Source organism: Alistipes sp. dk3624, from assembly GCF_009557455.1.
In the GTDB taxonomy this organism is placed as follows: Bacteria; Bacteroidota; Bacteroidia; order Bacteroidales; family Rikenellaceae; genus Alistipes_A; species Alistipes_A hominis.
Map to the genome: position 1 here is coordinate 1704490 of NZ_CP045651.1, position 18711 is coordinate 1723200.

Here is an 18711-nt window from a genome sequence, read left to right on the forward strand (position 1 = left end):
TTAATTTTCTCACAATATAAAACGATTTTCCCGGCATTTATAGTATCTCCGAAACAAAGCGGGCCGGGTTTCGAAACCCGGCCCGCTTTGCAGAACAGCGTTCCCGCCCGTCAGGCGGGAACCGATTCCTGCATCGTTTCCTTATATTTCCGGTCGACCTCGATCTCGAAATCGCTCAGCACGTTCATGTAATTGATGAACGCTTCGTAAGGCGACTCGTACGGGTTGAAATAGCTGTGAACGTCGCCGTCCGAGAACCATTTCGTCGCCATGTAATAAAAATGATCCGACACCTGCATGAAATTCCACGCATGGTAAAAATCGGGATGATTGATCGCCCGGATCTTATCTTTCAACGCATAAAGTTTTTTGAACGCTTCGTTCTGGAGTTCGTTGCCGAGCCAGGCCGTGATGTCCCGCTCCTCGTCGGCCCACGAAATCGGGTAGGGAGCGTGCAAGATAGCCACCGGCTGGAACTTTTTGGATACCTCGGTCGGCGTGGCGAACTTCAGCGACCCGGTCGCCAGCGCTGCATTCGGCAGGTGTTTCATGAATTCGAAGATCCCGCTGTCGGCCTTCTGATGCTCCCCGAACGTCTCGTAGTCCATAAACAGGTTGATCACCTCGCCTGGAAGTTCCGGATTGTTCAGCCAGCTCACGTATTTCTCGGCCGTCAGCGGCCACTGCGACCATCCCCGGTCGGAAAAACGGAACGCGATATCGTCGCTCAGCTTGAAATTCCGCAGCAGCAGGTGCAACTTCTGGTCAATCGCATTGGCATAGACGTAATTCGGACTTTTCCATCCCAGAACGTGCTTGGCGCCTTCGGCCAACATCGTGCGGAACCCCATCGAAGCGACCACTTCGCCGATATGATCCGAATAGATCAGTTCGGTATTGCGAAAAGCCGTGGGCTTTACGCCGAATTCCTTCTCCATCAACGCACAGTGCTGCTTCACCTGAGCCACGAATTCGTCCCGGTCGGCCAGCGCCGCCAGCGAATGCGAATACGTTTCGGCCAAGAACTCGACGCAGCCCGTACGCGCCAACGCCTGGAAGCTGTCCAGCACTTCGGGCGCATACATCCTGAACTGTTCGACCGCGATCCCGGAAATCGAAAAACTGACTTTGAACTTTTTGCCGTTTTTGCGGATCAGTCCGGCTAACAGCTCGTTCATCGGCAGGTAGCATCCCCGCGCCACTTTCTGCATGATCGCACGATTGGCGTAATCGTCCAGGTACTCGTGGTCCTTACCCATATTGAAAAAACGGTACTTTTTCAGTCTCATCGGCTGATGTACCTGAAAATAGATGCAGATTGTTTTCATAACCTCGTATTTTATAGTCCGTCCCTTATCCGACCAAACTGCGGTAAACATCGAGCACTTCGCCGGCCGCGTTGTCCCATTTCAGATTAATCACTTCGCTTTTCCCCTTTTCGGCCGACATCGCCGCCAGCGACGGATATTTCAACAGGCCGTAAATCGCGTCCGCCATCGCGTCCACATCCCAATAATCGACCTTGATCGCGTAATCGAGCACTTCGGCCACTCCCGACTGTTTCGAAATGATCACCGGGACGTTCGACTTCATCGCTTCCAGCGGCGAAATTCCGAACGGTTCCGACACCGACGGCATCACATACACATCGCTCATACCGAACATCTTTTGCACTTCGTCCCCGCGCAGAAACCCGGTAAAATGGAACCGGTCGGCAATCCCCAGCTTGGCGACGCGCCGGATCACATGGACCAACATATCGCCGCTGCCCGCCATGACGAAACGGACGTTCGGCAACCGTTTGAGCACTTTGGCCGCCGCCTCGACGAAATAGTCGGGACCTTTCTGGTAGGTGATCCTCCCGAGGAACGTCACGATCTTATCCTCCACGTTCCGTTCGCTCTCCCCGGAATCCCGCTTGTCGAAACGCACCGCATTGTGCACGGTCACGACTTTGTCCGCCGGAATTCCGTATTTCTCGATCACGATGTTGCGCGTCAGGTTGCTCACGGCGATCACGCGGTCGGCGGCTTCCATGCCGGCCCGTTCGATGTTATAGACCGACTGGTTGACATGCTCGCCGCTACGATCGAACTCGGTCGCGTGCATGTGTACTACCAGCGGCTTGCCGGACACCCGTTTGGCGGCGATCCCCGCATAGTAGGTCAGCCAGTCGTGCGCATGGATCACATCGAACTCCCCGGCCCTATCCCGAGCGATCTGCGCGGCGACCATCGCATAGCGCGCCACTTCCTCCATCAGGTTCGGCCCGTACTTCCCGGAAAAAGCATAACGCTCTTTCCATACGTCGTGTCGCCCGGGCAACTCCCCGGTTTCGCGGAACTGCCTCGAATAATCGTCGAACTCCTCGGGAGACACATAGGGCACCATATTGGAATCCACATGGATAAACGTCAGCTTCTCCCAAATTTCTTTCTCCCGCGTATCGTCCGCGGACACTTCCACGTCGCTCGCGTTGACGACCCGTACGAAACGGCCGTCCTCGTCCCCGTAAGCCTTCGGCACCACGAAGATCACCCCGACGTCGTGCTTGGCCAGTCCCCGGGTCAATCCGTAGCATGCGGTTCCCAGTCCTCCCGCGATATGCGGCGGAAATTCCCATCCGAACATCAATACTCTCATCTGCTTTATGGTTTTTATTATTTTATATCAATTCAATTCGTTTTCCTCTTTTCCACACCGACCCATAAACAGCGGAGCTTTTTCTGAAATTTTCCGGAAAATCCGGTTTGCCGGCCTCAACCGTTCCTTCAAAAAACAATTCCCTTGCAAACAACCTGCCGTCCGGTTTCCGCACCCCCTTTTCCCGGCTTTATTTTTTAGATTTACACTCCTGTATCATCTGGTCGATCCGCAAAACGGCGCCTACGCTCCACGCCTGCGAAACGGAACCCCTCGGACAGTGCGGAGGATCTCCGTCGTAAATCTCATTGATCGAAGCGATTCCGCTGACACTGATATCTTCTTCGAAATTCTTCAGAATATCCTCCGCTTCGTTCAGGAACTTCTTCCCGTGCATATCGAAGCCGGCCTTCACATAGTGTTCCAGCAACCAGGGCCATACGGTTCCCTGATGGTATGCGCGGTCGCGGGTCGGCTGATCTCCGCCGTAGTGCCCTTTGTAAAGGGGATTGCGCGGCGAAAGCGTCCGCAGCCCCTTGGGCGTCAACAGGTGACGATGCACTTTGTCGATCACGTCGAGCTTCATCGCGTCGCTGAGCATACCGTACGGCAGCGAGCAGGCGATGATCTGGTTCGGCCGGATAAATCGGTTCTGCCCCTGTTCGTCCACATAATCCGCCAGGAACGACTCTTCCGGATACCAGAAAAGCCCGACGAACGACTCCTTGATCCGTTCGGGCATCCGCTCCCAACGGCTCACGAAATCGGTATCCTTATTTTTCCGCGCCAGTTCAAGCGTATAACAAATCGCATTGTACCACAATGCGTTGATCTCTACTTGATAGCCCTCGCGTCCCGTCACCGGGCGGCCGTCCACGACGGCGTCCATCCAGGTCATCGCATAATTCGGATGCGCGGCCCATACCAGTCCGTTCTCGCGCACCTGCACCCACTCGCCTCCGCGCATATACGACTCCAGTATCTCTTTCATCGGCTTGCCGTAGGCCTTCCACAGCTTACGTCCGCCGCCGATATGCTTTTCGAGGCATTGCAACGTCCAGAAAAACCACAACGGAGCGTCCACCGAATTGTAGGCGCTGCCCATATTCGGAAACATGCCGTCCTTCATCTCGCGCACCATCGTATCGATCACCTCGCAACACGACTCGACGCCGCCCTGGGTCAGCGTGATGCCCGGCAGCGCGATGAACGTATCGCGTCCCCACCGGCCGAACCACGGATATCCGGCCACCACTTCGGTCTTATCGCCGTGACGCACGATGAATTGCCTGGCCGAATGCCGCAGACACGACAAGAAATCGATCTTGTTCGACCGACGCGCCAACTCTTCCATGAAATCCTTTTCGAGCGTCGCCGGATCGACCTCCTCGGTCGAACACGAAAAAATAACGCTCTGCCCCTTGACGATATCCGTTTCGAAATAACCGGTCGTCAACAGGTCCTCGTGCCCCGGATAACCGCGATCGATCTCCTCGGCATATTCGAAGTTATAATACCAATCCGGCGCAGCGACGAATTCGCATGGAACGTTCGTCTGCATATGCAACCACGGAAATCCCTCGTAGAGCCGGCTCCGCACGCCGCCGGGAATCGGGTAGCTGTGACCGTCCGCGAACAGGTTGGCCTTACTCAGCCCGTGCCGGTCGCGGAACGCCAGGAAGGGCCGCAGCCTCAACTGCGTATCCGAGCGGGCGTCCAGCAACGTATAACGGATCAGCAACTGCGTCCGCGAATGAATCCACAGCAACTCTTTTTTCAGCACGACCCCGCCCACGCGGTACGTAATCGCCGGCGTCGGCGTATAGGTAAAATCGGTAATATACTTATGCCCCCGGGGTTCGTACACGCCGGGAAAACGGTGGATCGCCAGGTTGAACGTCTGATCGTGCTGAACGACCGTTTCATCCACCGACGACAGCAGCACGTAATTATTCTCGTCGTCATCGTCTTTCGGGCACACCATCAGCCCGTGGTATTTCCGCGTATTGCAGCATACGATCGTCGTACTCATATACCCTCCCGCGCGGTTGGTACTGAGCATCTCGCGCTGAAGCGAATACTCCAGATTCCCCAACTCGTTTTTGTCGAAATGCAAAACTGCCATATCCTCCATTTATTTTCTATATCTACGCGTAAATTTAAGAAAAAATTGCGCGAAATCCAATAAAAATTTGCGGCGCCGAAAAGCCTTTCCGACAGCGAGGGAGCGCTCTTCGCCGACACGCTCCTCATCGAACGCGTCGTTCGGACATCAGGCTGATTATCAACCCCATTTCACCAGAGCGAAATCCATCCGGTGCGGCAGTTTCGCGTTCTTCGGGAACACGCGGATCGCCATATCGAACGAACCGGTCGCCTCGGGGGTGGACTGGATCGAATAATAGGCCTGAGTACCCTCCTCGCGCACGAAATTCAGTTCGCGTTTGGCGACCACCCGCACGTTGCCGTCGATGATCTGGTCGGAAAGAATCATTTCCACGCCGATGTCCTCCGGAGCGAGCCCGTCGATGTCCACGATTACCTCGATGTCGTAACTATGCCCGATCAAGATGGCCTCTTTGCCCATGTCGAGCCGCTTTACGCTGATCACATGCACCTTGTCCCACCGGCTGCTGACCCGCCGTTTCCAGGCCGCGATCTCGCGCGCCTGCGTATAGTCGTGGGCTACCATCTGCTGGTTCCGGTCGTACAGCTTATGGTAAAAACGCTCCTCGTAATCGGTCAGCATCCGATTGGTCGTAAAGTTGGCCGCAATATCCGCCACGCAGATCTTGACCGATTCGATCCAGTCGTTCGGAATGTTCTCCTCGTCGCGGCGGTAGTATTTCGGCACGATCTCCTCCTCGATCGTATTGTAGATCAATTCGGCGTCCATTTCGTCCTGGAAACCCTGGTCGTCGAACGTCCGTTCCATCGGCAGCATCCATCCGCCGCCTTTGCGATATCCCTCGACCCACCAGCCGTCCAACACGCTGAACTGCATCACGCCGTTCATGACGGCCTTTTCGCCGCTGGTGCCGGACGCTTCCAGCGGACGGGTCGGCGTATTGAGCCATACGTCGACACCCTGCACCATCCGGCGGGCCAACTCCATATCGTAATTCTGCAGGAAGATGATCTTCCCGGTAAACTGCGGCATCGCGGCCACTTCGACGATCCGTTTGATCAGGTCCTGGCCGGGTTTGTCGTTCGGATGCGCCTTGCCGGCGAAAATGAACTGCACGGGACACGTCGGATTGTTGACGATGTTGTTCAGCCGATCGAGGTTCGTAAAGAGCAGGTGCGCGCGTTTGTACGTGGCGAAGCGGCGTGCGAAACCGATCGTCAGTACGTCGGGCTTCAGCGCCTCCTGAATCCGGATCATCTGCCGCGGCGAGTCGAACCGGAACTGCTTCGGATCGCTGACGCGTTTTTTGATATGGTCGATCAGCTTGTTTTTCAGCACGAGACGGGCGTCCCACAACTCCCGGTTACTGATATTATGCACTTTCTGCCATGCCGAGATCTTGTAATCCTTTTCGAGGAACCCGTCCCCGAAAAACCGGGCGTACAGCCGGCGCAGGTTCGCGGCGCACCAGGTCGGGAAATGCACTCCGTTGGTCACGTAGCCGATATGCAGCTCGTCCTTGAAGTACCCCGGCCACATGCCGCCGAGGATCTCCTTGCTGACCTCGCCGTGCAGCCAGCTCACCCCGTTGACCTCCTGCGAAAGGTTGCAGGCCAAAAAACTCATCGAGAACTTTTCGTTCGGATCGTTCGGATTCGTCTTGCCGAGGTTGATGAATTGCTCCCACGTGATCTCCAGCCGGTCGGGGTAGTGGGACATGTACTGCCGGATCATCGATTCGGGGAAAGCGTCGTGTCCGGCCGGAACCGGCGTATGCGTCGTGAACAACGACGACGAACGCACCACCTCCAGGGCTTCGCTGAACGACAGCTTTTTATTGTGGATCAGGTTGCGGATCCGTTCGATCCCGGTGAAAGCCGCATGGCCTTCGTTGCAATGGTACACATCCTGCCGAATGCCCAGCGCCCGCAACGCCCGGATACCGCCGATGCCGAGCAGCATCTCCTGCTTGAGCCGGTTTTCCCAGTCGCCGCCGTACAGGTGGAACGTAATCGAACGGTCCTCCTCCTGGTTCAGGTCGTGATCGGTATCGAGCAGATACAGCTCGGTGCGCCCCACGTCGCAGCGCCAGATGCGCGCCGTAATGTCCCGTCCCGGGAAAGCGATCCGGATATCCATCCAGTTCCCCTCCTCGTCGCGCACCGGCGTGATCGGCAGCTTCAGGAAATTCTGGGCCTCGTAGCTGGCTTCCTGAGCGCCGGAAGCCGACAACCGCTGCGTGAAATAACCGTAACGGTACAGCAATCCGACCGCCACCATCGGCACGTTCTTGTCGCTGGCTTCTTTCAGGTAATCTCCGGCCAGAATCCCGAGTCCGCCCGAATAGATTTTCAGCGAACTGTGCAGTCCGTACTCCATGCTGAAATAGGCGATCTTCGGCCCTTCGGCATCGGCTTTCTGCCGCATATAATCCTCGAACTGCGCGTACACCGCATCCATCTTGCCGAGGAATATTTCGTCTTTTTCAAGCGCCAGAATCCGCGAATAGGTCAGCTTGTCGAGAAAGTCGATCGGATTCTTTTCGCATTTGACCCACAGCACGTTGTCGATGTATTCGAACAGCTCGTAAGCGCTCATCGTCCACGACCACCACAGGTTTTTCGAAAGTTCTTCCAACGGACGCAGTCGTTCGGGCAGCTTGCGTTCGACCATCAGACGCGTCCACGACGGGGTATTGCTAACCAACTGTTGTTTGACGAAGTTGATCTGCTCGGTATGCGCGCCGCCCCCGTCGTATGCGGCGCGGTTGTTCCGCGTCGTCGCCCGGTCGTTGGCCTTCCGGTACGCCTCGTAATAAAATTCGATCAGGTTTTTCCACAGCGCGATCTTCGATATCTCAAGGGCCGACACCCGGTACGAATCGTATTGCTGCCGATCCATCGCGCAATAATTTTTCAGCGCGTCCGAGATGGCCGCAACTACTTCCGAATCGTTCGTATCGTTGCGCGCGATCACGTCGACGCCCTTGTGTTCTTTCAGTTTGCCGTCGACCCACAGGCCGAACCCGGTCAGCGACGTAGTGATCGTCGGCACCGAGAAAGCGATGCTTTCCAGCGGAGTATACCCCCACGGCTCGTAATAGGACGGGAATACCGTCACGTCCATGCCGCACAGCAATTCGTAGTAGTGTTTGTTGAAAATCCCGTCGTCTCCGTTCAGATACGAAGGCACGAACACCAACTGTACCGGACACGCCGGGTCCATCAGGCGGGAATTTTTGATCCGGCCGATGATCGGGTCCCACTCCGGAGCCGAAAGATAATGCGTCGTATTGCGCAGCACGTTCGGATCGATCGGGTTGTTCGGATCGTTCAGGTGCGCCTGCAAGTCTTTGCGCGGCCCGTTGTTTCCGGCCGGCACGGTCACGTAGGCCAGCACCGGACGTTGCAACGAATCGTCTTCGGAGAGCTTCAACAGCGAATCGACGAACACGTCCAGTCCCTTGTTCTTGAACTCGTAACGCCCGCTGGTTCCGACGATCAGCGGTTCGCGGTCGTATTTGACGCCGAGACAGGCTTCGGCGACTTCGATCATCGCCTTGCGCGCCGAAGCGCGTTTCTCGAGCAACTCGGCCTCTTCCCAGACAATGTCGTCCTCGAAGCCGTTCGGCGTAACGACGTCGACCTCTTTGCCGAGCAGATAGCGGCACTCGCGCGCCGTCAGGTCGCTGACCGTCGCGAAACAGTCGAAATTGGCGGCCGACGTCTTTTCCAGCGAATGTTTGGCAACCACGTTGAACCGCCGCGCCAGTTCGTCGGCGTTCAACCGCGTCATATCGCCGTACAGCGGCAGTCCGTTGCCGGCGATACAACGCCCCATGACCGTCGCATGGGTGGTAAATACCGTGGCGACGTAAGGGGAATGTTTCTGTAGGTACAATCCGCCGCTGGCCGTCATCCATTCGTGGAAATGAGCCACCACCCGGTCGGTCGCCGAACAGAAATAATTCACGTAGCTCTCGATCACCTTGCCGGCCGCCGCACCGAACAGCACGGGCTCGATATAATCCCACTGCCCGCTGATCGAATCGACCCGGTAACTCTCCCACAGGAATTTCAACACATCGTCCTTGCTCGAGAAAAACTGGCTGAAATCGACCAGGATCGTCAACGGCTTCCCTTTGACTTTCCACCGGCCGGTCTTGACCCGTATGTTATGATTGGCGAACAGCACTTGTTTCCACTCCTTGAGCAGCGCCGGGTCCTCCTCGAATTCGAGGTTGACATCCTCGCGGTGCACGTCGGGTCCGATCAGGATGTAATGGTCTCCCAGCTGTTTCGAAATTGTCAACGCTTTGGTTGCGATCACGGTATGGATGCCGCCGACCTTGTTGCACACCTCCCAACTCACCTCGAACAGATAGTCGGGCATCTTCTTAACTTCTTCGTTGTTTGACATTTTCATCTATTTTTAGATATACTTGATTTTCAATTTAACGTTCCTAACAAAGATACGTTTTGTTTCCGGAATCCCGGCGTCATTCCACATAAAAAAGATCGGATATCACCGTATCCGAAATCAGATAGTGTTCAAACGGAATGCGATACGCGGAGCCCGTGCGTACCAGCGTCCCTTCGGCCAGAAATTTAACGGCCAGCCGCGTGAAATATTGCAATTTCCGTGCCCCGAATCGGCGTTCCAGCACGTCGGCGTCGAGCCCCGACGCCGTCCTCAGCGACGTCATCACGAACTCGTTGTAGGCGGCATGTTCCGACAGCGTTTCGCTTTCGAAATGCTCCTGCCGCGGTTCGCGCTCCAAGTAGAGCCGCACGTCCGCCGCATTCCACTGCCGGAGCGCCCCGTCGAACGAATGCGCCGACGGCCCGACGCCGAGGTAACGGGTGCCGTTCCAGTAATTGCCGTTGTGCTGCGATCGGAATCCCGTCCGGGCGAAATTCGAAATCTCGTAATGTTCGAACCCGGCTCCGGTCAGCATCTCGTGCAACAAGCGGTACTGCGCTACGCTCCGTTCCGGATCGATTTCGCGCAACGCGCCGCGGCGCAGGCGTTTGCCGAAAACGGTTCCCGGCTCGACCGAAAGGTGATAGGCCGAAATATGCTGTACGCCGAGCCGGATCGCCTGTCCGAGGTTTTGTTCCCACTCCGCGAGGCTCATCTGCGGGATGCCGTAAATCAGGTCCACCGTCAGGTTTTCGAAGCCGGCCCGCTGCGCCTCCCCGACGGCCCGCACGGCCGATGCCGCATCGTGGCGCCGGTGCATCCACCGCAAATCGCGGTCGATGAACGACTGAATTCCGATGCTGAGCCGATTCACGCCCTCGACTCGCAGCGCGGTCAGCCAATCCGCCGTCAGGTCGTCCGGATTGGCTTCGACGGTTACCTCCTGCAGCCCGGATACGTCGTAAACGTCCCGAATACGGCCGATCAACGCCCCCAGTTCCGACGGCGTGCAGAGCGACGGCGTGCCGCCGCCGACGTAAACCGTCCGCACCGGTTCGCCCTGCAGAAAACCGGCACGACAGGCCAACTCGTCCGCAACGGCAGCGAGCACGGCCTCTTTTTTGGCAAGCAACGTGCAGGAATAAAAATCGCAGTAATGGCATTTACTTTTGCAAAACGGGATATGAATGTAAATGCCGGCCATAAAATCTGGGGTATTAAAACGATCCGTACGGTTATTATGCATACCTTTGCGGGCGGTTTCCGCACGGATTCCGATGATTACAAAAATATGGAAAAAAAGAGACATATAAAGGTCGCCGGGGTCCTTTTTTTCGTCTGGACGGCGGTAATTCTCTACGGGTCGCTGAGTCCGGGCGACGATTTGCCCCCGATGGGATGGTTGGCCCGGATCCCCCATTTCGACAAGATCGTCCACTTCTGTTTCTATCTCGGACAGGTGCTTCTGTTGCTGCTGTGGCTGCAACCGTCGCGCGGAAACCGGATCTGGGTCGCCTTGTGCGCCATTATTTTTTCCGGAACCATCGAACTGCTGCAAGGGGAGTACTTCGACCGGAGCGCCGACTGGCTGGACTTCGCGGCCAATTCGGCCGGAGCGCTGGCGGGGATTCCGCTCGCCCGGCTGGCCGAACGACTGATTTTTAAAAAAGATTCCGGGAACGAAACGCCCCCGAACAACGACAATTAACTGCTTAACAGAAATTTATCGGAGCGAACCGATAATAATTTTTTTTAATATTTTAATTGTTATTTTGGTAACAATACGTATCTTTGCCGCTGATTACCGGATAAAACCGGACTGAACGATACTTCCGAAAGAGGAGCATTAACTAAATAAATTAAAATTATGTCAAAGATTGATTTGAGCAAGTACGGGATCACGGGCGTTACCGAGATCGTACACAATCCCTCTTACGATCAACTGTTCGCAGAGGAGACCAAACCGGGTCTGCAAGGTTTCGAAAAAGGACAGGTAACCGATATGGGAGCCGTAAACGTGATGACCGGCGTTTACACCGGCCGCTCTCCGAAAGATAAATTTTTCGTGAAAGACGCCGTAACCGAGAACACGATTTGGTGGACTTCCGACGAATACAAGAACGACAACAAGCCGATCAGTGAAAAGAGCTGGAAAGTGCTGAAAGACATCGCCACCGACGAGCTTTCGAAAAAACGCCTGTTCGTCGTCGACACGTTCTGCGGAGCCAACGAAAACAGCCGCCTGAAGATCCGCTTCATCATGGAAGTGGCCTGGCAAGCTCATTTCGTGACCAATATGTTCATTCGCCCGACCGCCGAAGAGTTGGCCGACTACGGCGAACCCGACTTCGTCGTACTGAACGCGTCGAAAGCCAAAGTGGAAAACTACAAGGAACTGGGGCTGAACTCCGAAACGGCGGTCGTATTCAACCTGACCGAAAAGATGCAGGTCATCATCAACACCTGGTACGGCGGCGAAATGAAAAAAGGCATGTTCTCTTACATGAACTACCTGCTGCCGCTCAAAGGCATGGCTTCGATGCACTGCTCGGCCAACACCGACCTGAAGGGCGGCAACACCGCAATCTTCTTCGGGCTGTCCGGCACCGGCAAAACCACCCTTTCGACCGACCCGAAACGTCTGCTGATCGGCGACGACGAGCACGGCTGGGACAACGACGGCGTCTTCAACTTCGAGGGCGGCTGCTACGCGAAAGTGATCAACCTCGACAAGGATAGCGAACCGGACATCTGGAACGCCATCAAGCGCGACGCGCTGCTCGAAAACGTAACGGTGCGTGCGGACGGTTCGATCGATTTCGCCGACAAATCGGTAACCGAAAACACCCGCGTTTCGTATCCGATCTACCACATCGAGAACATCGTTAAACCGGTTTCGAAAGGCCCGGCTGCAGAAAAGGTGATCTTCCTGTCGGCCGACGCTTTCGGCGTGCTGCCTCCGGTTTCGATCCTGACCCCGGAACAGACCAAATACTACTTCCTGTCCGGCTTCACCGCCAAACTGGCCGGAACCGAACGCGGCATCACCGAACCGACTCCGACCTTCTCGGCCTGCTTCGGCGCAGCCTTCCTGTCGCTGCATCCGACCAAATACGGCGAGGAACTGGTGAAAAAAATGCAGGCTTCCGGCGCAAAGGCCTATCTGGTTAACACCGGATGGAACGGAACCGGCAAGCGTATTTCGATCAAGGACACCCGCGGAATCATCGACGCGATCCTCGACGGTTCGATAGACAAGGCTCCGACCAAAAAGATGCCGTACTTCGACTTCGAAATTCCGACCGCGCTGCCGGGCGTAGACCCGAAGATCCTCGATCCGCGCGACACCTATGCGGAAGCCGCGCAGTGGGATGCCAAAGCCAAAGACCTGGCCGAACGTTTCATCAAGAACTTCAAGAAATTCGAAGGCAACGAAGCCGGCAAGAAACTGGTTGCCGCCGGCCCGAAACTTTAAGACGAGAATCCTTTATAACCGAAAAAATCCCGGCGTTTTTGCGCCGGGATTTTTTTCTTCGGCCCGCATCCGATCTCCGCGCCAAAATCATTACCCTTAGTCGTTAGACAAACCTGCGTCCGGCCCCGAAACCGCCGGAACATGAAACGAACCCAACCGATGAATCTGTTTGAAACCGAAACGTGGAGAGCGTTTTTCCCGAACTTTATCGCCGTAGTGGCCAGTATCGTCCTGACTTTCGGGACGGACAGGGCCATCCAGGAGTACAACCACCGTCAGGACATCCGGGAAGTCATCGCGGTGCTGAAAGCGGATGCACGCGAATCGTTCGAGTATTACCGGGAAACCGCCGACAACTGCCGCCGCATCTGCGCTTCCACCGACCGCATCGTACGGGCCGGCGACCGCTACGACACGTTGCCGCCCGAAATGCTCGGAAAATTCCTGACGCTGTTGCTCGAAAAAAACGTATTCACCTCCACGTCGGCCTCGGAAGACATCCTGAAACAATCGGGGACGATGCAGTACATGGAGCCCGAACTGCTGTCGGTCATCGACGATATCCGGCTGGCCGAGAATTCGATCAACGACGCCATTGCGGGATGCGTATCGGATATGGAAACGATACGCACGGGCCTGTACATGGATTCCCGCCGCTTTCCCGAAGCGCTCCGGGATACGCTCCCGTCGGGAGAAGGGACCGTGGCGGCCGTAAGGTTCGTGATGGAGTATCCGCCTTGCCACAACTACACGGTCAAAAATCCGTTCGGCGACCTGGCCCGGTCGATCGAAAAGAGTTGCGCCGACCTGGAAGATGTGCTGAACCGGATCACGGAGGCAGGATACTGACGATCGCGCGGCGCATCCCGCCATCGGGACAAAAATTTAAGGGACGGTTTTTCGAAAAACCGTCCCTTATCGATTCATGCGATCGAAAATCTTACTGCCTTCGGGCGATCCCGATATAGTAGATCAGCGTCACGACCGCCGACAGAGCCGCGACCAAATAGGTGCGCGCCGCCCATGCCAACGCCTCTTTCGCCTGCGCGGCCTGTTCGCCCTTCAACGTGTAGCTGCCGGTCAGCCATTCCATCGCGCGAGCCGAAGCATTGTACTCGACCGGCAGGGTGATGAGACTGAAAACGGCCGATACGGCGATCATACCGATCCCGATCCAAAACAGCGCCGGATAGGTATTCAGCAGCAACATTCCGGCAATAATCACCCACATCGCCCACTGCGACGAAAAACTAACCACCGGCACCAGCGCCGAACGCATTTTCAGCGGAGCGTACTCGCGGGCGTGCTGCACGGCATGGCCGCACTCGTGGGCGGCTACCGCCGCCGCGGCCACACTGTTGCTGCTATAAACCGACTCGCTGAGATTGACGGTCTTCGTGGCCGGATTGTAGTGATCGGTCAGGTGCCCCGGCGTCGAAACCACCTTCACGTCGTAAATCCCGTTGTCGTGCAGCATCCGTTCGGCCACGTCCTTACCGGTCAGACCGCCGGGAAACATCACTTTGGAATACTTTTTAAAAACCGATTGGAGCTTCGCCTGCACGATAAAACCGACGATCGCAATAACGATCAGCAACACCCATTCCGCATTGATTGGTCCTAAATACATTTTTCAACTTTTTTCTTTGTGCACGCTGCAAGACGTGCGGTTTCAACTTATGATCTGTTTTTAAGAATAAAACGTTTTTGCTCGCGCTTTATTACGTTGTTTCGGATTCCTGTTTCCGGAAAGTCATATAGGCATTGGCCTGCTGCGACGGCATTACCTCGATGTCGTTGATATTGACGTGCGGCGGCAGCGAAACGACCCATGCGACGATCCCGGCAATGTCGTCGCCGGTCAGCGGTTCGACGCCGCGGTACACCTCCGCGGCCCGTTTCTTATCCCCGTGGAAACGCACCGTCGAAAATTCGGTATCGACCATACCGGGACGGATCTCGGTCACTTTGATCCCGTGACTCAGGAAATCCATCCGCATCCCCTGTGAAAGCGCGTGCACGGCATGTTTCGAAGCACAGTAAACGGCTCCGTTCTCATAAGCCTGCGTTCCGGCGATCGAACCGAGGTTTACGATATGCCCTCCCTTGCCGCGCCGGATCATCCACCCCGACACGACGCGGGTCACGTACAGCAACCCTTTGACGTTCGTGTCGATCATCCGTTCCCAGTCGTGCGGGTCGCCCTCGTCGAGGTGCTCGAAACCGGACGCCAGTCCCGCATTGTTGACCAGCAGGTCCACTTCCCGGAAACGGTCGGGCAACGCGCTCAGCGCGCCTTCGGTCTGAAAACGGTCCCGGATGTCGAATCCCAGCACATGCACTTTCACGCCGTACTCTCTTTCCAATTCGTCGTTGAGTTTCTGCAAACGGTCGGTGCGCCTCCCGGTGATTACGAGGTCGTACCCCAGCCGCGCCAGTGCGCGGGCGGTGGCAGTCCCTATTCCCGAGGAAGCGCCGGTAACCAAAGCTGTCTTTTCCATAACGGCATTTTATTAATACGGTAGCGTTTTTTCGCCCGTTCTGCGCGCAGGCGCAAAAACCGACTTCCCGATTATATGCAAAAATACGAAATTTTACGTTACTTTGTAGCTTTTAAACTATTTTACGGCGATATGGGCAGACTGAACCTCGAATATTTCCTGGCGCGGCGAATCGCGACGCAAACCGGCGGGCGCAAAAACAACGTAATGGTGCGCATCGCCACGCTGAGCGTCGCGATCGGCATCGCCGTAATGATCATATCGCTCAGCGTGATTTTCGGATTCAAGCGCGAGATCGCCGCGAAACTGAGCGGATTCGGTTCCCATGTTCAGATCGTCAACCTCGACGGGAACGTTTCGTACGAAACGGTTCCCATTTCGAAAAACCAGCCGTTCCTGTCGCAAATCCGCAGCGTGCGGAATTTTTCGGGAATACATCCCTATGCCGTCACGATCGGCATTCCGCGCGGAGAACGCGCGATGCAGGGCGTCGTACTGAAGGGAGTGGACAGCACGTACGACTGGTCGTTTTTCCGACAAAACCTCGTGGAGGGCGAACTGCCCGACGTGCAAAGCGGCGTCCGCACCAAGGATATCGCGGTCTCCCGTTCGCTGGCGGACCTGCTCGAAGTTTCGGTCGGGGATCCGCTGGAAATGCTGTTCATCCAGGATCCGCCGCGGCGCGACCTCTTCCGGGTCGCGGGCATTTACGACACGCAGTTCAGCGAAATAGACCACATGATGGTGCTGACCGACCTACGCAACGTCCAGCGACTCAACGGATGGGATTCGACGCAGATCACCGGGTTCGAAATCGCCACGTCCGATTTCGGACGGCTGGAGCCTTTTACGGACGACGTCTACCAAGTCGTTTTCGACAACCTGACGGGAGACGAACACGACTCGTTGCGCGTCATCAACATCCGGGAGCGTTTCCCGATGATCTTCGACTGGCTCGACGCGCACAACGTCAACGCCGGAGTCATCATTACGGTGATGCTGCTCGTGGCGCTGTTCAACATGATCGCCGCCCTGCTGATCATCCTGCTCGAACGCACGTCGATGATCGGCACGCTGAAAGCGCTCGGCATGGGGAACCGCGCCCTGCAGAAGATGTTCGTGATCCGCTCGTCGTTCGTCATTATAAAAGGAATGTTTTGGGGCAACGTGGTCGGCATCGGCCTGTGTCTCTTACAGCACTGCACCGGATGGATTTCGCTGAGCCAGGAGGGATATTTCCTGACCACCGTACCGATTTTCATCGACTGGGGGTGGCTGGCGCTGCTGAATGCCGCGACCTTCCTGTTCATTGTAGCGCTGCTGGCTTTGCCGACGATGATAATTTCACTAATTTTGCCGGAGAAAACGATCCGCTTCGAATAGTGCCGAACGATGAAACCCTATAACCAGACGGAAAGCAAAAAAGAACAGGTGCGAACGATGTTCGACGGGATCGCCCGCCGGTACGACCTGCTGAACCACTTGTTGTCGCTCGGCATCGACCGGGGATGGCGCCGCCGGGTGGTGCGAATGGTGCGCCTGCACCGGCCCGCCGAAATCCTGGATATGGCGACCGGCACGGGCGACCTGGCCATCATGCTGGCCGAAGCGTGTCCCGCAGCGCAGATCACCGGCATCGACCTCTCCGAACGGATGCTGGCCATCGGCCGCGAAAAGGTGGAACGGAAAGGACTCTCCGGCCGCATCCGGCTGTCGCAGGGAGACGCCGAGACGCCCCGATACGGCGAAGGAAGGTTCGACGCCGCCACCGTAGCGTTCGGCGTCCGCAACTTCGAAGACTTGCCGGGCGGAATGACCGGCCTGTACCGGGCCCTGAAGCCCGGCGGAAGGCTTTACGTGCTGGAATTCGGTATGCCGCAGAACCGGATCTTCAGAGCCTGTTACGGATTCTACTTTCTCCGGGTGCTGCCCCGGATCGGCGGAATGATCTCGAAAGACGGCGCGGCCTACGCCTACTTGCCCGAATCGGTTGGCGAATTTCCCTACGGGAAACGCTTCACCGAAATTCTCCGCGACGCGGGCTTCCGCAACGCGCGTTTCAAAAACCTGTTCGGCGGCGTAGCGCAGATTTACAGCGCCGAAAAGCCCGTTTCATCGACGTAAAAACAATCAAGCCCATGAAAAAACTGATTATCCTGCTGCTGATACTGCCGATCGTTTCGTGCGTACGGGTCGAAGATCTCTCCTACGACGGAATCGAATCCGTACAAGTCCAGTCCGTAGGCACTTCCCAGACGGCCATCGACCTGTTCGTACGCGCGTCGAACGGATCGGGAACGAACCTCACGGTCGCGCGCGCCGAACTGACGCTGAAAAAGGGCGACCGAACGCTGGTTCAGGCCCGGGTGGACGAAAAGGTAAAACTGCCTCGCAAATTCGACGGTACGGTGCGCGTTCCGGTCAACGTGCGTTTCGAAGGCGGTATGCTCGGCGCGATCGGCGTAATGAGCACGCTGTCGCGGGGCGTCCAAGGAACGACCGTCTCCGGCGTCGTCGTAGCCCGGGCCGGCCTGATGCGCAAAAAATACGTAATCGAGGATATGGAGACCGAACGCTTTCTCAGGCAGTTCGGGATCAAGCTTTCCGACATCCTGCAAAATATCGATCTATGAAAAAGTTCATGACGATCCTGCTGCCGCTCGCCGCTGCCGCAGCCACGGTCGCAGCCCAGGGACTGGGCGGGTTTAAAAACCAACTGGCCGCACCGGACGGTTCCTACGGCAGCCGCATACAGATTACCGAGCACGGCACGGCCGCTTCGGCCGTCAGTTCGATGCAGACGAACCAGTCCGGCGTCAAAATACGCGGATATCGGGTACGCATCTTTTCGGACAACAGCCAGAACGCGCGTTCGGCGGGGCAGAATGCGCTCAGCCGCTTTCGGGAGTTATATCCGGGCATACCGGCCGACATGACTTACGACACTCCTTATTTCAAGGTCACCGTCGGCAACTGCCTGACTGCGGAAGAAGCGACCATCCTGTGGGGAAAGATCAAAGACGCTTTCGACCGCGCATTCGTCGCCCGCGAAGAGATTCCGTTGTCGTCTTTCAAGGAGAGCCAGTCGCTTCTCCCCGACAGTTCCGCCGGGAATGCCGCCGCAAAAGAGTAATATTCGGGGCTTTCGATCCCGGCGCCGCTTCGGTTATACGAAAAATATCCGACAAAACCAAATTTTTTACCGGGAAAATTCATTTTTCGGCAAAAATTTCACTGGATAACTGTTCCAATAACCAATCATTTTTATACCTTTGCGCCTGAATAATTCAACCAATTAATTCTTGTCACTATGAAAACTTTTACTAAATCTGTAATGATGCTCGCAGTTGTTGCTGCCTGCGTTTCTTTCGCTTCTTGCGGTAACGCCGGCGCTGAAAAAGCCAAAGCCGACTCGATCGCCGCTGCCAAGGCTGCCGATTCGATCGCTGCCGCCGAAGCTGCTGCTGCCGCCGCTGCCGCTGCTGCTGCCGATACGACCGCTGCCGCTGCCGACACGGCTGCTGCCGCTCAATAATCGCGGG

Annotated in this window: 15 protein-coding genes; 8 read left to right on the forward strand and 7 right to left on the reverse strand. The window is 56.3% G+C overall.

Annotated elements, in window-relative coordinates; translation table 11 throughout:
* Nucleotides 1-110: 110 nt before the first annotated feature.
* The 5 genes from GFH31_RS07300 to hemW all read right to left on the reverse strand — a co-directional run bounded on the left by GFH31_RS07300 (nucleotide 111) and on the right by hemW (nucleotide 10397).
* Nucleotides 111-1328: a glycoside hydrolase family 57 protein gene (locus GFH31_RS07300; protein WP_153497718.1), complete on the reverse strand. Its 1218-nt coding sequence runs from the start codon at nucleotides 1326-1328 to the stop codon at nucleotides 111-113.
* A gap of 25 nt (nucleotides 1329-1353) precedes the next feature.
* Complete coding sequence (locus tag GFH31_RS07305; protein ID WP_316616097.1) at nucleotides 1354-2643, reverse strand: glycosyltransferase family 4 protein; 1290 nt, start codon at nucleotides 2641-2643, stop codon at nucleotides 1354-1356.
* Nucleotides 2644-2833: 190 nt separating this feature from the next.
* Nucleotides 2834-4768 carry an amylo-alpha-1,6-glucosidase gene (locus GFH31_RS07310; RefSeq protein ID WP_055203574.1) on the reverse strand — a complete coding sequence of 645 codons (1935 nt, stop codon included), beginning with the start codon at nucleotides 4766-4768 and terminating at the stop codon, nucleotides 2834-2836.
* A 159-nt stretch (nucleotides 4769-4927) separates the two neighbouring features.
* Nucleotides 4928-9190 (reverse strand): alpha-glucan family phosphorylase, encoded by a 4263-nt coding sequence (gene glgP / locus GFH31_RS07315; RefSeq protein WP_118457949.1) that lies wholly within the window; start codon nucleotides 9188-9190, stop codon nucleotides 4928-4930.
* A 79-nt stretch (nucleotides 9191-9269) separates the two neighbouring features.
* The gene (gene hemW / locus GFH31_RS07320; RefSeq protein WP_118457951.1) at nucleotides 9270-10397 is read right to left on the reverse strand and encodes a radical SAM family heme chaperone HemW; all 1128 of its coding nucleotides are present in this window, start codon (nucleotides 10395-10397) and stop codon (nucleotides 9270-9272) included.
* 87 nt (nucleotides 10398-10484) lie between these two features.
* On the opposite strand from hemW, the gene GFH31_RS07325 reads away from it, so the two are divergent.
* From GFH31_RS07325 to GFH31_RS07335, 3 genes are all read left to right on the forward strand, one after another.
* Nucleotides 10485-10901: a VanZ family protein gene (locus GFH31_RS07325; protein ID WP_172970720.1), complete on the forward strand. Its 417-nt coding sequence runs from the start codon at nucleotides 10485-10487 to the stop codon at nucleotides 10899-10901.
* A 159-nt stretch (nucleotides 10902-11060) separates the two neighbouring features.
* Nucleotides 11061-12668 (forward strand): phosphoenolpyruvate carboxykinase (ATP), encoded by a 1608-nt coding sequence (gene pckA / locus GFH31_RS07330; RefSeq protein ID WP_101573597.1) that lies wholly within the window; start codon nucleotides 11061-11063, stop codon nucleotides 12666-12668.
* Nucleotides 12669-12827: 159 nt separating this feature from the next.
* Entirely contained in the window at nucleotides 12828-13517 is a 690-nt protein-coding gene (locus GFH31_RS07335; protein WP_153497719.1) for a hypothetical protein, read from the forward strand.
* Nucleotides 13518-13608: 91 nt separating this feature from the next.
* Here GFH31_RS07335 and GFH31_RS07340 read toward each other — a convergent pair whose 3' ends face one another.
* Both GFH31_RS07340 and GFH31_RS07345 read right to left on the reverse strand, forming a co-directional pair.
* Complete coding sequence (locus GFH31_RS07340; protein WP_101573601.1) at nucleotides 13609-14298, reverse strand: zinc metallopeptidase; 690 nt, start codon at nucleotides 14296-14298, stop codon at nucleotides 13609-13611.
* Between the two features lie 91 nt (nucleotides 14299-14389).
* Entirely contained in the window at nucleotides 14390-15169 is a 780-nt protein-coding gene (locus GFH31_RS07345; protein WP_118458070.1) for an SDR family NAD(P)-dependent oxidoreductase, read from the reverse strand.
* Between the two features lie 132 nt (nucleotides 15170-15301).
* On the opposite strand from GFH31_RS07345, the gene GFH31_RS07350 reads away from it, so the two are divergent.
* From GFH31_RS07350 to GFH31_RS07370, 5 genes are all read left to right on the forward strand, one after another.
* Nucleotides 15302-16552: an ABC transporter permease gene (locus GFH31_RS07350; RefSeq protein WP_153497720.1), complete on the forward strand. Its 1251-nt coding sequence runs from the start codon at nucleotides 15302-15304 to the stop codon at nucleotides 16550-16552.
* Between the two features lie 9 nt (nucleotides 16553-16561).
* Complete coding sequence (gene ubiE / locus GFH31_RS07355) at nucleotides 16562-17293, forward strand: bifunctional demethylmenaquinone methyltransferase/2-methoxy-6-polyprenyl-1,4-benzoquinol methylase UbiE (RefSeq protein WP_101573607.1); 732 nt, start codon at nucleotides 16562-16564, stop codon at nucleotides 17291-17293.
* 14 nt (nucleotides 17294-17307) lie between these two features.
* Complete coding sequence (locus GFH31_RS07360; protein WP_118458072.1) at nucleotides 17308-17802, forward strand: hypothetical protein; 495 nt, start codon at nucleotides 17308-17310, stop codon at nucleotides 17800-17802.
* The gene (locus tag GFH31_RS07365; RefSeq protein ID WP_101573611.1) at nucleotides 17799-18302 is read left to right on the forward strand and encodes a hypothetical protein; all 504 of its coding nucleotides are present in this window, start codon (nucleotides 17799-17801) and stop codon (nucleotides 18300-18302) included. The genes GFH31_RS07360 and GFH31_RS07365 overlap by 4 nt, the downstream gene beginning before the upstream one ends.
* Before the next feature lie 177 nt (nucleotides 18303-18479).
* Entirely contained in the window at nucleotides 18480-18704 is a 225-nt protein-coding gene (locus GFH31_RS07370) for a hypothetical protein (protein WP_172970721.1), read from the forward strand.
* Nucleotides 18705-18711 lie beyond the last annotated feature (7 nt).

What these genes read in the sequence shown, in the direction of transcription:
- GFH31_RS07360 (WP_118458072.1), top strand. Translation starts at nt 17,308, where the DNA reads ATGAAAAAACTGATTATCCTGCTGCTGATACTGCCGATCGTTTCGTGC.
- GFH31_RS07340 (WP_101573601.1), bottom strand. Translation starts at nt 14,298, where the DNA reads ATGTATTTAGGACCAATCAATGCGGAATGGGTGTTGCTGATCGTTATT.
- GFH31_RS07350 (WP_153497720.1), top strand. Translation starts at nt 15,302, where the DNA reads ATGGGCAGACTGAACCTCGAATATTTCCTGGCGCGGCGAATCGCGACG.
- GFH31_RS07305 (WP_316616097.1), bottom strand. Translation starts at nt 2,643, where the DNA reads ATGAGAGTATTGATGTTCGGATGGGAATTTCCGCCGCATATCGCGGGA.
- GFH31_RS07300 (WP_153497718.1), bottom strand. Translation starts at nt 1,328, where the DNA reads ATGAAAACAATCTGCATCTATTTTCAGGTACATCAGCCGATGAGACTG.
- GFH31_RS07310 (WP_055203574.1), bottom strand. Translation starts at nt 4,768, where the DNA reads ATGGCAGTTTTGCATTTCGACAAAAACGAGTTGGGGAATCTGGAGTAT.
- GFH31_RS07325 (WP_172970720.1), top strand. Translation starts at nt 10,485, where the DNA reads ATGGAAAAAAAGAGACATATAAAGGTCGCCGGGGTCCTTTTTTTCGTC.
- GFH31_RS07345 (WP_118458070.1), bottom strand. Translation starts at nt 15,169, where the DNA reads ATGGAAAAGACAGCTTTGGTTACCGGCGCTTCCTCGGGAATAGGGACT.
- ubiE (WP_101573607.1), top strand. Translation starts at nt 16,562, where the DNA reads ATGAAACCCTATAACCAGACGGAAAGCAAAAAAGAACAGGTGCGAACG.
- GFH31_RS07335 (WP_153497719.1), top strand. Translation starts at nt 12,828, where the DNA reads ATGAATCTGTTTGAAACCGAAACGTGGAGAGCGTTTTTCCCGAACTTT.
- GFH31_RS07370 (WP_172970721.1), top strand. Translation starts at nt 18,480, where the DNA reads ATGAAAACTTTTACTAAATCTGTAATGATGCTCGCAGTTGTTGCTGCC.
- pckA (WP_101573597.1), top strand. Translation starts at nt 11,061, where the DNA reads ATGTCAAAGATTGATTTGAGCAAGTACGGGATCACGGGCGTTACCGAG.
- hemW (WP_118457951.1), bottom strand. Translation starts at nt 10,397, where the DNA reads ATGGCCGGCATTTACATTCATATCCCGTTTTGCAAAAGTAAATGCCAT.
- GFH31_RS07365 (WP_101573611.1), top strand. Translation starts at nt 17,799, where the DNA reads ATGAAAAAGTTCATGACGATCCTGCTGCCGCTCGCCGCTGCCGCAGCC.
- glgP (WP_118457949.1), bottom strand. Translation starts at nt 9,190, where the DNA reads ATGTCAAACAACGAAGAAGTTAAGAAGATGCCCGACTATCTGTTCGAG.